Source organism: Flavobacterium sp. SH_e (assembly GCF_025717045.1).
In the GTDB taxonomy this organism is placed as follows: Bacteria; Bacteroidota; Bacteroidia; order Flavobacteriales; family Flavobacteriaceae; genus Flavobacterium.
In genome coordinates, this window is the sequence record NZ_JAOVZN010000008.1 from 277,561 (window position 1) to 290,027 (window position 12,467).

Genomic DNA, 12,467 nt, shown 5'->3' on the forward strand with positions numbered 1-12,467 from the left:
ATGAATAATTCAATCGAAGAAGGAAAACCAATTGCGATCACTAGCTACATTCTAATTATTGGTGTTTTGATCGCCATGAGCATGAATTCTGAGAACAAAAACAGTTTTGCTTCTTTTCATATCCGTCAATCTTTAGGATTATCTTTAACCTTTATTTCTTTGGGGGCAATCATCAGTAATTTTGATAGTTTCTTCATTACTTTCCCAATGTGGATTTGTATTTCAATCCTGTGGACTTTTGGTATTTTTAATGCTATTCAAGGGCAAATGAGACCAATTCCTTTAGTTGGGGAATTGTTTCAAAAATGGTTTAAAAAAATCGGATAAAATTTACAATTCACAATTCACAATTGACAATTAAAAATGAATCTATCTTTAGAATATAAAATACAAGAACCAAAAGTAATTTTAGATAAGAATCCGTTATTGCTTTTATTGCACGGATATGGCAGCAATGAAGCCGATTTATTTTCTTTTGCTTCAGAGCTTCCAGACAATTATTACATCATTTCTGCTAGAGCGCCTTACAATTTACAATATGGGGCTTACGCTTGGTACGCGATTAATTTCGATGCCGATCAAAATAAATTTTCTGATAATGAACAAGCAAAATCTTCTCGTGATGTAATTGCTAATTTCATTGACGAATTGGTTTCCAATTATCCAATTGATACTAACAATGTAACTTTAATCGGATTTAGCCAAGGATCTATTTTAAGTTATGCTACGGCGCTTTCTTATCCAGAAAAAATTCAGAGAGTAGTTGCTATGAGCGGTTATTTCAATGAAGAAATTATCAAAGATGGTTTTGAACAAAACGATTTCAAAGATTTAAAAATATTCGCTTCACACGGAACTGTAGATCAAGTTATTCCAATTGAGTGGGCAAGAAAAACTCCAGCGATTTTAGAGAAATTAGATATTCCAGTTACTTACAAAGAATATCCTGTTGGACATGGAGTCGCTCCGCAGAATTTCTTTGATTTTAAGAATTGGCTTTCTTTATAAGTTTTCAGTATTCACTAGCAGTTTTCAGTTTTACCAAACAATTAGTTTATGGCAACAGATTGGTATCGAAGAAAATCTTGGTCGAAAACAGATGAGGAAGAATTCTTTGCAAAACTTTCTCGTGCAAGAAAAGATGGAAGAGCTCAATATCTTAAAATTCAAGCAATAGAATTAGTTGACACTAAAAAGCCTAAGCTTTTACAAGTTGCGAAGGAATTATTAAGCAAAGTTCTAAATGAATATCCAGACGACAATTTCAACAAAGCTTCTGTTTATCACACTTTTGGAGATATTTTTCAACTTGAAAACAATATTGAAAAAGCACTCGAATATTATAAAAATGCTATTGATTTTGAAAAAGTATATCCAAATGTAATTACTCAATCCTATTTAGATTACTCTGAAATAGTGGTAAAAAACCAATTAGAAGATTTATATCCAATTGCTGAAGAAATATTAGAAAGTAAAACTTCGGGATTATTATTTCCGATTGAAAAATATAAAGTTTTCTCCTTACTTGCGATAATAAATGGGCATAATTCAAACATCGAAATTGCAAAAAAGTATTCCGAATTAGCTAATGAAAATGCGAATAAAACAACTTCAGGTTTAAGTTATCATAAACATCTCGGAATAGTTTCAGAAAGAGATAATTTACTTGAAAAATTGACAAAAAAGTTTTTATAACATCCACATTACTTAAAACTTTGTCAAAGTTTGAAACTTTGACAAAGTTCTTTTTTACAATTCAAGACTGAAAACTGAGACTGCGACTGTAAACTTTATTCTCCTGTATAAAGAATCTTTCCTGCTTTTTTCAAAACATATCCTTTCCATGGAATTAACTGCCAATCCCCGTTAACCCAAGAATCTCCTTCAGATTTTCTCTCTAAAATGATGGATTCTTTTTGAGTATCTAAAAAAAGTTCTGCTTTATTTCCGTCAAAAATCACATAAGAAACAGTAGAATACGTTTTTCCATCTTCCGCATGGTTCAGTTTTGTACTATTTTCAAAAATACGAATACAGTCTTTTTTAAGTGCTGACCAAGTATAGCCGGCTGATGCTTTACAACCATGCGAATCAACATCTGCGCCAACAACCGTTTCTTTTTTTGGTTCCTTTGGAGCTGTATTTACATTTTCCTGAGAAACTTTTTTAGCGCAAGAAAACGCGCTTACAACAATCAAAAACAAAAACATCTTTTTCATAATCCTATTTGATTTAAAGGTCAAAAAAAAATAGGATTAAAATCCTATTTTTGATATAACCAAGTTTGATTTACTTCAAAGGTAATATTATCGTCGTTATCAACAAAGTATTTTAACAAGACTTCTCCCCATAATTCTCCATTACTGTAGTCTGCAATAATCCATCTATGGTTTAAGATTTTTACCTTATTGATAATAAATTTATTTGGCCCAATTTGATCTTGTCCTGTATAAGGATTCCCTTTAGGATTTGAATTAAAATCTAAAAGTTTTTCAGTTACAACTGGAATCAGTTTTTCGTACAAAATTACTTTTCCGCCAGAAGCACTATTATCAAAATAATTTTGTGCATTTTCATTGTGTTCCAAAGAAAAATAATCAGCTTCTGCCAGTTTATTTTTCATAAGACTAATGCTGTCTCTTAATTTCTTAGTTGTTTTATCATATCTATCTTGTCCAAATTTCACTTCTCCGCTATAAAATGCGTATGTAAACACATTCATTAAAATAGCAAGAATAAAAAGATAAAGCATTAAGGATTTTTTCATTGTGTGGTATAATTAAATTGTAATTTCTAAATTGTCATAAGCCAAGAAAACATTTTCAGGAAGTTGTTTCTGCACTTCTTCATGAAAACCTAAAACGTGGCTGATATGGGTTAAATAAGCTCTCTCCGGCTTTACTAAATTGATAAAGTCCAGCGCTTCCTGTAAATTGAAATGTGTATCGTGAGGTTCAACGCGCAAAGCATTTATCACCAAAACTTTCAAACCTTTCAGCTTATCAACTTCAGATTCTTCTATCGTTTTTACATCGGTTAAATAAGCAAAATCATCAATTCGATAACCAAAAACCTGCAAATCACCATGCATTGCATTTATCGGTATTGCCATTTTGTCTCCTACTGTAAAAGGCGCATTGTTATGCACTTCGATTGTTTTTACACTCGGAGCTCCAGGATATTTATTTACAGTCTCAAAAACATAATCAAAACGGCGTCTTAAGTTATCTAAAACGCGTTTATGTCCATAAATTGGAATTTCTCCTTGTCTAAAATTAAACGGGCGTATATCGTCTAATCCAGCTGTATGATCTGCATGTTCGTGCGTAAAAAGAATTGCATCTAATTTTCTACATCCACAAGAAAGCATTTGCTGTCTAAAATCAGGACCGCAATCGATTACAAATGAATGTTCCTCCCATGTAATCCAAATGGAAACGCGGAGCCTTTTATCCTTAGCATCAGTGCTTTTACAAACAGGATGATCGATTCCGATGATCGGAATGCCTTGAGAAGTACCAGTACCTAAAAAATAGACCTTCAATTGAACTTAATTTTTTTACAAAAATAGGATTATTTCTCTTTCATTAGAACCCTAATTTACTAACTTTGTAACAAATCTATTTAAAATAAAATGGGTACAGAAATAAAACTCAAAGGTGACAAGGTCATCGAACAGATTCCTTCTATAAAAGACAAAGCATTACGCATTAATTTAAACGAGAATATTTACGGAACGTTTGCTGAAATTGGCGCTGGACAAGAAACAGTTAGGCATTTTTTCAGATCCGGAGGTTCTTCAGGAACTATTGCAAAAGCGATGTCTGCCTACGATAAAGATTTTAGTGACGCCGTTTATGGCGCTGAAACTGATGGAAGATATGTTACCGAAGAGCGTTTAAAAAAAATGCTTACCCATGAAAGCCAGATCATTGAAGAGCGTTTAAGCAGAGAAAAACACCCAACAAAACTTTTCTTTAGTTACGCCAACACTGTAGCGACGATAGATTTTGCTAAACAATTTAAAGGTCACGGATGGGTTGGAATTCGATACCAAATTGAACCAGACGAGGCTTACAACGAAATTATTCTTCATATTCGTTTTAAAGAAACTGACGCAAGACTACAACAAGAAACACTTGGTATTTTAGGAGTTAACTTAATTTACGGTGCTTTTTACAAATACAATGATCCAAAACGCTTACTTCGTTATTTATACGATCACTTAGATAAAGACCAATTAGAAATCGATACCATCAACTTTTCTGGACCTCGTTTCGCCGATGTCGATAATCGTTTGATGAGTTTGCAGTTGGTAAAAAACGGAATGACTGATGCCGTAATGTTTAATCCTGAAGGGAAAAACATTCTACCTGCAGCAATTTTATACAAAAAGAACCTTTTGGCCTTAAGAGGAAGTTTCCGTCCTGTTACTAAAGTAAATATGGACATGTACGAGAAATCTTTGGAAATGTTTCTCAAAGAAAATAAGGTTGAGAAAAACAATACTCTTGTAATTTTTGAAATTACACTTTCGAATTTAAGATCAGATGGAGAAATTGACGAAAGAGATTTTATGGACAGAGCTGAATTACTTTGTTCTCTTGGTCAAACGGTTATGATTTCGAATTTCCAAGAATACTATAAAGTAGTAGAATATTTTGCTAATTACACCAAAGCTCGTATGGGATTAGCAATGGGGGTAAACAATCTTGTTGATATTTTTGATGAGAAATACTATCGTCATTTAAGTGGAGGAATCTTGGAGGCTTTCGGAAAATTATTTTACCGTGATATGAAAGTTTTCTTATATCCAATGTTAGATGAAGATGGTTCATTGATGAATTCGAACAACTTAAAAGTTCATCCTAGAATGAAAGAGCTTTATAAATTCTTTAAATTCAACGGAAAAGTGGTAGATATTGAAGATTACGATCCGAATATCTTGAATGTCTTCTCTAGAGAAATCTTAAAAATGATCAATCAAGGCAAAACTGGATGGGAACCAATGCTTCCTCCTGGAATTTCTGAAATTATAAAGGAACATCATCTTTTTGGATATCATCCGCAGAAAGAACTAGAACAAAATACATAATAAAAAAAAGTCCCTTTATTGGGGCTTTTTTTTGTTTCATGTTTTCTTTGTTTCATGTTTCAAGTTATTCCCGAAGCGAATAAAAAATTTTAACACAAAGCACACTAAGATTTTTTTTATGAGCCAAACTTAATAAAATGCAAAGTTCGCAAAGCTTTGTAAAGATCCAGCTTTGCGAACTTTTCGGGTTTTAGCTCTAGCAAAAAATACTTAGCGTGCTTTGCGGCAAAACTAAGCGTTAAGTAAAGAAACTTGAAACTTGAAAAAAAAAAAAAACCTGAAACAAAAATCTCTATTTCAAAATCTGCGAAGCGTGTTCCTTTGTTTTTACTTTTTCGATTACTTCTTCGATAATTCCTTTTTCGTCTATTACAAAAGTAGTTCTATGAATTCCGTCGTATTCTCTTCCCATAAATTTCTTTGGTCCCCAAACTCCAAATGCATTAATAACTGATTTGTCTTCATCAGCAATTAGCGGAAAAGGCAATTCATATTTTTCTTTGAATTTTACTTGCGCTTTTTGGCTGTCGGCACTTACCCCAAGAAGTTCATAATTATTAGCTTGAAAACGGTGAAAATTATCTCTCAAATCACAAGCTTCTGCAGTACAACCCGGCGTACTTGCTTTTGGATAAAAGAAAACGACCAATTTTTTTCCAGCATAATCTGCCAGTTTATGTGTTTTTCCCTCTTGATCTGTTCCTGAAAAATTTGGCGCTTTATCTCCTGCTTTTAATGTTGTCATATCTTTTATTTTAGATTTAGCAAAGATAACTTATAACTAATAATTCTTTATTTTTACAGACATTAAAATCACCAAAATGAATAAAGAAGCTCGCGTACAATTTGTTATCGATAAATTAAAAGAACTCTACCCTACTATACCTGTCCCGCTTGACCACAAAGATCCTTATACGCTTTTAATTGCTGTTTTATTGTCTGCTCAATGTACAGATGTACGCGTGAACCAAATTACACCTTTGTTGTTTGCAAAGGCTGATAATCCGTATGATATGGTTAAAATGTCGATTGAGGAAATTAAAGAAATTATACGTCCGTGTGGTTTGTCTCCAATGAAATCTAAAGGAATTCATGGCTTATCTGAGATTTTAATAGAAAAACATAATGGAGAAGTTCCGCAGAGTTTTGAAGCCCTTGAAGCTCTACCTGCCGTTGGCCACAAAACAGCTAGCGTGGTAATGTCTCAAGCTTTTGGTGTTCCAGCATTTCCAGTAGATACTCATATTCATAGATTAATGCACAGATGGAATTTATCTAACGGAAAAAATGTTGCGCAGACCGAAAAAGACGCAAAAAGATTATTTCCTAGAGAATTATGGAATGATCTGCATCTCCAGATCATTTGGTACGGACGTGAATATTCGCCTGCAAGAGGATGGAATTTAGAAAAAGATATTATCACCAAAACCGTTGGGAAAAAATCACTTATAGAAGAGATGGAAAAAACTGCAGCAAAAAAATAAGGCACAAAAGAAAAAACCTTTGTGCCTTTGTATGTTGTAACTTAATATTACATTCCCGCTTTTAAAGCGTTGTATTCTGCAGTCATATCAAGTGATCGATAAACTCCTAATAATGTTTTTGTTGCGTCTTGATTTTTTGGTTCAAGCGTAAGTACTTTTTTCAGATACGGAATTGCGCTTCGCGTGATATCGTCTTTTCTGGCATTAAGCTTATCATACTTTTGCATTTCGGCTGGAGTGGTTCCTAAAGAGGAAATTTCATCAGCTAAATCTTTCTTCATTTGTAATTTCAAATAAGCCAAATTGATATAAGCATCAATATAATTTGGATCTAATTCTAAAACATAATTGTAAATTGATTCTGCTTTAGAATAATCTTTCTTTTCTAAATAGGCGTAAGCTAAATTATTATTTACTTCGATTTTCTTGGAAGCAACAGATTCTGTTCTTGGTTTTTCATAAAGACCTTGTGCAATTGCCGATTCTCTTGCTTTTGGAGAAATAAAAACATCTTCTTCTTTTGTTTTTTTATTGGTTGCATAATACAAAACACCTTTTCCTGAAAAATTAATCTTTTTCAAAAGTTCATAATAAGTAACTGCTGAATTAAAATCTTTTGCATTAATAGATGAAGAAGCGGCATTATATAAGTTGATAGTATCTTTTTTATCAAACAAATATACTTTGTAACTTTTCTCTGCGCTTTCTTTATACTTTTCTGCTTTAAAATCTGCCATAGCTCCATTTACAAGATTGGCTTTCATATCTTTTAAAGCCATGTTTGCTTTCACAGTCCATTTAAATTTACCTGATTCATTCTCGTATAGAAATACATCTTGATAAGATTGTGAAGCCAATGTAAAATTATTAGCTGCGTCAATATTTTTTCCAGCTAAATCTTTTAAAACATTTCCTTTTAAAAAGAAGTAATCAGACTTATCTTCATCAGTTGCGTTAAGAATAAGATATTCTGTTTTAGTCAAAACAGCCAAAGCTTCCTGGCTATTTCCTTTATCAAACAAAGACTGCGCTTCCTTAATTTTGTCTTTTTGGGCAAATGCACCTACAGCTATCAACAAAAAGCATGATAGCATTTTAATTTTCTCTTTCATTTTGCGGTTAAGTTTTGGTGGATTAAATGATTTTCTTAGTTATTCAGAGGTATAGCAAAAAAATAATAACTGGTTAAAAGATTATTTTCGTCACTATTTGATGAGTAAAATACTTTCTGGTACAAATATTAGTACTCAAAAATCAAATGAACATTAAAACCTAACAAAATAAAGTAGTGTAGTTTTTCTTCATAAATGATCTGGTTTTTGGGTTAAATATTTAATTTTTAATTTATTAGTGTTTTCAATTATTCATTCAAAAAAAAACTCTAATACGAAAAATACTTCATAAAAGCTTTTTTAATGAATAAAAGATTAGTTTTTAACTAAAATAGAATTAAAAACTAAATAAACATATAAAATCGAATCAAAATATTAAATTTTAACAAAACTTGAGAAAAGTGGCATAAAAAACTTATAAAAAATTAGGAATCAAAAAATATTTAAGCGCTATAAAAGTTCCAATTAACAGAAAGAATATTTTTACAGCAAAAAAAAACTCACTGCTTGAATAATACAAGTAGTGAGCTTTTCAACCAAAACGACCATTTGGTTTTATTTTAATAAACATCCGACAGGAGCAGTGGGCTGTTTAGTTAGCTATAATCTCAAAATTTTTATCCTCAATCTTAACTACAGTTAAGGCTTTAGAATAATTTAAAATAAAAGAAACGACTTCTTTATTAGGCTTAAGATTTTTAGAAGCTAATGCTTTTTTTGAGTAAATTTTCCCCATACTATCAAAATGTTTTATAATAGTATAACGGGCTTATTATCAAAATAGTATTAGTTGGTTAAAATAATTTGATGTTTTTCAATTATTTTTCTCAAATTCATTAGCGCATAACGCATTCTTCCCAATGCCGTATTGATGCTAACGCCTGTCACTTCTGAAATTTCCTTGAAACTCATATCTTGATACATACGCATTACCAATACTTCTTTTTGATCCTCTGGAAGCTCGTGTATTAACTTTTTTAAATCAAGTTCTACCTGATCTACAATCATTTTGCCTTCAATAGTCAATGAATCATCTGACATGATTGAGAAAATAGAGAATTCTTCCGTTTCTCTGTACATTGGCATTTTTTTAGTTTTGCGAAAATGATCTACAATTAAGTTGTGAGATATACGCATTACCCAAGGCAGGAATTTACCTTCTTCGTTATAAGAATTACTTTTTAAAGTTTTGATTACTTTAATAAATGTATCTTGAAAAATATCATTTGAAATATCTCTATCAGCAATCTTAGAATATATAAAACCATATATCTTAGATTCATGCCTTTTTATTAATGTTGCCAGAGCAGCTTCACTGCCGTCAACATAATTTTTTACTAATAGAGCGTCTGGAGTATGCAGATCAGCCATAATAACTACTTTTTTAGTTTTTGTATTAAAATTTGGAGTAATTTTCTAAAAAGTAGTTTTTCTGTATAGGCGTATCTTTTGAGTTATGTTAATATTGCGTCCAAATTTAACAAATTTTAATTTTATAATCCAAATAAAATGATTAATTATTATTAGAAAAACTTTTATTAATGTACAATAAACATAAATTTTACGTACAAAAGGCTAAAAATCTCCAAAATAAAAAGGAATTACAACTGTTAAAAAACAGACATAAATACCTTACATTTAATCCTGTAAAATTATATTTTGAGTTAAATTATAGATTTAAATTACAATTTTTTCCCGATTAAATTGGACTCTTCATAATATTTTTAAATCTGGATACTTAAATTCAAATATTGCCTCAAAAATCAATCTTTTTTTCAATCATAGTTTTATTCAAATACAAGATTTAATTCGCTCTAATTATGATAAAATAGTTAAAATTTGGAACTAAATCCTTAACTAAATCCAATTCAAAATTGATTACTTTTGTAAAAATTGACTTTTTTATGCAAATTGATCTTTCTAAAATAGACCCAAAATCAAATATTATAATTAAAGGAGCACAAGTACATAATCTAAAAAATGTAGATGTGGTCATTCCGAGAAACAAACTGGTTGTCATTACAGGTCTTTCAGGATCAGGTAAATCGAGTTTAGCTTTTGACACATTATATGCCGAAGGACAAAGACGTTATGTAGAAAGTTTATCATCTTATGCACGTCAATTTTTAGGACGTTTAGATAAACCAAAAGTAGAATATATTAAAGGCATTGCTCCGGCAATTGCGATTGAGCAAAAGGTAAATACAACAAACGCGCGTTCTACAGTTGGTACTTCAACTGAAATTTACGATTATATCAAACTTTTATTTGCCAGAATCGGCCGCACCTACTCTCCTATTTCTGGACAAGAAGTCAAAAAAAATACAGTTACAGATGTTATCGCCGACGTTAAAAGTCTTCCGCTGGATAGCAGATGGCTACTTCTTTCTCCTATTCATCTTGAAGAAGGAAGACAATTAGAAGACAAACTAAAAATACTTTTACAGCAAGGTTTTGCACGTATTTTGGTAGATAATGAAATGGTTCGTTTAGACGAGTTTTCTGCTTCAGATTTACATAAATTTGACAATAAAGATGTCTTATTAATTATTGACCGTATTGTTGTTAAAGAAGAAGAGGAATTTTATAACCGTCTAGCAGATGCTGTCCAAACAGCCTTTTTTGAAGGGAAAGGAATTTGTTATTTGCAGGAATTAAATGGAGAGAAAAGATTTTCTTATTCGAATAAATTTGAATTGGACGACATTACTTTTCTAGAGCCAAATGTTCATTTATTTAGCTTCAACAATCCTTATGGAGCTTGCCCAGTTTGTGAAGGTTATGGAAATATAATTGGCATCGATGCTGATCTAGTTGTTCCAAATACTTCATTGTCTATTTTTGAAAGTGCTATTTATCCGTGGCGCGGCGAAAGTATGAGCTGGTACAAAGATGAATTGGTAAAACATGCCTATAAATTTGATTTCCCTATTCACAAACCATATTTTCAATTAACAGATGAACAGAAAGATTTAATTTGGACTGGAAATCAATATTTTCAAGGACTTAATGATTTCTTCAGAGAATTGGAAGAAAAAAATTATAAGATCCAAAACCGTGTAATGCTGTCACGCTATCGTGGTAAAACAAAATGTCATGCCTGTAAAGGTAAACGCTTACGCGAAGAAGCTTCTTATGTGAAAATCAACGGAAAAACAGTGTCTGATTTAGTTGATTTACCAATTAAACATTTGGTTACTTTCTTCAAAAACATCGAATTAAATGTTTACGAACAGCAGATTGCTAAACGTTTGATGGTCGAAATTAATAATCGTTTATCTTTTTTAACAGAAGTTGGTTTGGATTATCTTACTTTAAACAGAAATTCAGCCACTCTTTCTGGTGGAGAATCACAGCGAATTAATCTTGCTACATCCCTTGGAAGTAGTTTAGTGGGATCTATGTATATTTTAGATGAGCCAAGTATTGGTCTGCATCCAAAAGATTCAGAAAGATTGATCAAAGTATTACTTTCTCTTCGAGATCTTGGAAATACTGTAATTGTAGTAGAACACGACGAAGATATTATGAAAGCTGCCGATATGATTATCGATATTGGTCCTGAAGCGGGAACTTTTGGAGGAAAATTGGTTGCGCAAGGTACATATGACGAAATTTTAAAATCGGATTCGCTTACGGCTAAATATTTAAATGGCGATCTAGAAATTTCTGTTCCTAAGAGACGAAGAAAATTCAAAAATCATATCGATATTATTGGCGCGCGCGAAAACAACTTAAAAAACATTAATGTTACTTTTCCTCTTGATGTTTTAACTGTCGTTACAGGAGTTTCTGGAAGTGGAAAAAGTACTTTGATTAAGAAAATTTTGTTTCCAGCAATGCAGAAGAAACTAGAAAGTGCAGCTGAAAAAGCGGGACAGTTTAGTGAAATAAGCGGTTCTTTTTCTCAGATTAAGCATATTGAATATGTAGATCAAAATCCGATTGGTAGAAGTTCTCGATCAAATCCAGTAACTTACATTAAAGCGTATGATGATATTCGTGATTTGTATGCCAAAGAAAAATTATCAAAAATAAGAGGTTATCAGGCTAAACATTTCTCTTTTAATGTTGACGGAGGACGATGTGAAACTTGTAAAGGAGAAGGTTCTATAAATGTCGAAATGGTTTTCATGGCCGATGTTTCTTTACCTTGTGAAACCTGCGGTGGAAAACGATTCAAAAAAGAAATTTTAGAAGTGACTTTCGATAATCAGAACATCAATGATATTTTGACGATGACAATTGATGATGCTATTGCTTTTTTCGAAAAAAACAAACAATCAAAAATCACTCAAAAATTACAGCCTTTACAAGATGTTGGTTTAGGATATGTGCAATTAGGCCAATCTTCTTCTACACTTTCTGGTGGAGAAGCGCAACGTATTAAATTGGCTTCTTTCTTGGTAAAAGGCGCCACAAAAGACAAAGCTTTATTTGTTTTTGACGAGCCAACAACTGGTTTGCATTTTCATGACATTAAAAAGCTTTTAGCTTCATTTGATGCTTTGATCGAAAAAGGACATTCGATAATTGTAATCGAACATAATCTTGATTTAATAAAATGTGCTGACTGGATTCTAGATTTAGGTCCAGAGGGTGGTGAAAACGGAGGACATTTACTTGCTTCAGGAACTCCAGAAGATATTGTTAAAGTAAAAGAATCTGTAACAGGAGTTTATTTGAAAGACAAATTATAATAATTATTCCTTTAAAATAATTAAGCCATAAATACAATTGATTAGTTTGTATTTATGGCTTTTATTTTATTTCTCT

At 31.7% G+C, this 12,467-nt stretch carries 13 protein-coding genes; 6 read left to right on the top strand and 7 right to left on the bottom strand.

The features are described from left to right. The 3 genes from OD917_RS19295 to OD917_RS19305 are packed head-to-tail and all read left to right on the top strand — an operon-like array spanning nt 1 to nt 1,695. The gene (locus OD917_RS19295; RefSeq protein WP_263525053.1) at nt 1-327 is read left to right on the top strand and encodes a hypothetical protein; all 327 of its coding nucleotides are present in this window, start codon (nt 1-3) and stop codon (nt 325-327) included. A 36-nt stretch (nt 328-363) separates the two neighbouring features. Next, complete coding sequence (locus tag OD917_RS19300) at nt 364-1,008, top strand: alpha/beta hydrolase (RefSeq protein ID WP_263525054.1); 645 nt, start codon at nt 364-366, stop codon at nt 1,006-1,008. Nucleotides 1,009-1,056: 48 nt separating this feature from the next. After that, nucleotides 1,057-1,695 carry a hypothetical protein gene (locus OD917_RS19305; RefSeq protein WP_263525055.1) on the top strand — a complete coding sequence of 213 codons (639 nt, stop codon included), beginning with the start codon at nt 1,057-1,059 and terminating at the stop codon, nt 1,693-1,695. Nucleotides 1,696-1,790: 95 nt separating this feature from the next. Here the strand turns inward: OD917_RS19305 and OD917_RS19310 are convergent, their stop codons facing one another. Genes OD917_RS19310 through OD917_RS19320 form a run of 3 tightly spaced genes read right to left on the bottom strand, consistent with a single transcriptional unit; the run spans nt 1,791 to nt 3,544 of the window. Continuing rightward, on the bottom strand, nt 1,791-2,219 hold the full coding sequence (locus OD917_RS19310; RefSeq protein ID WP_263525056.1) for a hypothetical protein: 429 nt from the start codon (nt 2,217-2,219) through the stop codon (nt 1,791-1,793). Between the two features lie 44 nt (nt 2,220-2,263). Then, a complete protein-coding gene (locus OD917_RS19315; RefSeq protein ID WP_263525057.1) occupies nt 2,264-2,767 on the bottom strand; it encodes a hypothetical protein in 504 nt (167 codons plus the stop codon). Between the two features lie 12 nt (nt 2,768-2,779). Then, nucleotides 2,780-3,544: an MBL fold metallo-hydrolase gene (locus OD917_RS19320; RefSeq protein WP_263525058.1), complete on the bottom strand. Its 765-nt coding sequence runs from the start codon at nt 3,542-3,544 to the stop codon at nt 2,780-2,782. Between the two features lie 90 nt (nt 3,545-3,634). Here OD917_RS19320 and OD917_RS19325 point away from each other — a divergent pair, with 90 nt between their 5' ends. After that, the gene (locus OD917_RS19325; RefSeq protein ID WP_263525059.1) at nt 3,635-5,095 is read left to right on the top strand and encodes a TonB-dependent receptor; all 1,461 of its coding nucleotides are present in this window, start codon (nt 3,635-3,637) and stop codon (nt 5,093-5,095) included. A 292-nt stretch (nt 5,096-5,387) separates the two neighbouring features. Here the strand turns inward: OD917_RS19325 and bcp are convergent, their stop codons facing one another. After that, entirely contained in the window at nt 5,388-5,840 is a 453-nt protein-coding gene (gene bcp, locus OD917_RS19330) for a thioredoxin-dependent thiol peroxidase (protein ID WP_263525060.1), read from the bottom strand. A 76-nt stretch (nt 5,841-5,916) separates the two neighbouring features. Between bcp and OD917_RS19335 the strand changes: the two genes are divergently transcribed. Beyond that, a complete protein-coding gene (locus OD917_RS19335; RefSeq protein ID WP_263525061.1) occupies nt 5,917-6,579 on the top strand; it encodes an endonuclease III domain-containing protein in 663 nt (220 codons plus the stop codon). Between the two features lie 47 nt (nt 6,580-6,626). Here OD917_RS19335 and OD917_RS19340 read toward each other — a convergent pair whose 3' ends face one another. From OD917_RS19340 to OD917_RS19350, 3 genes are all read right to left on the bottom strand, one after another. Beyond that, nucleotides 6,627-7,691, bottom strand: coding sequence for a tetratricopeptide repeat protein (locus OD917_RS19340; protein ID WP_263525062.1), 1,065 nt, complete (start codon nt 7,689-7,691; stop codon nt 6,627-6,629). A gap of 592 nt (nt 7,692-8,283) precedes the next feature. After that, entirely contained in the window at nt 8,284-8,427 is a 144-nt protein-coding gene (locus tag OD917_RS19345; protein ID WP_263525063.1) for a hypothetical protein, read from the bottom strand. A 50-nt stretch (nt 8,428-8,477) separates the two neighbouring features. Beyond that, nucleotides 8,478-9,062 (bottom strand): RNA polymerase sigma factor, encoded by a 585-nt coding sequence (locus OD917_RS19350; protein WP_263525064.1) that lies wholly within the window; start codon nt 9,060-9,062, stop codon nt 8,478-8,480. A gap of 533 nt (nt 9,063-9,595) precedes the next feature. On the opposite strand from OD917_RS19350, the gene uvrA reads away from it, so the two are divergent. Further along, entirely contained in the window at nt 9,596-12,391 is a 2,796-nt protein-coding gene (uvrA, locus tag OD917_RS19355; RefSeq protein ID WP_263525065.1) for an excinuclease ABC subunit UvrA, read from the top strand. Nucleotides 12,392-12,467: the final 76 nt, after the last annotated feature.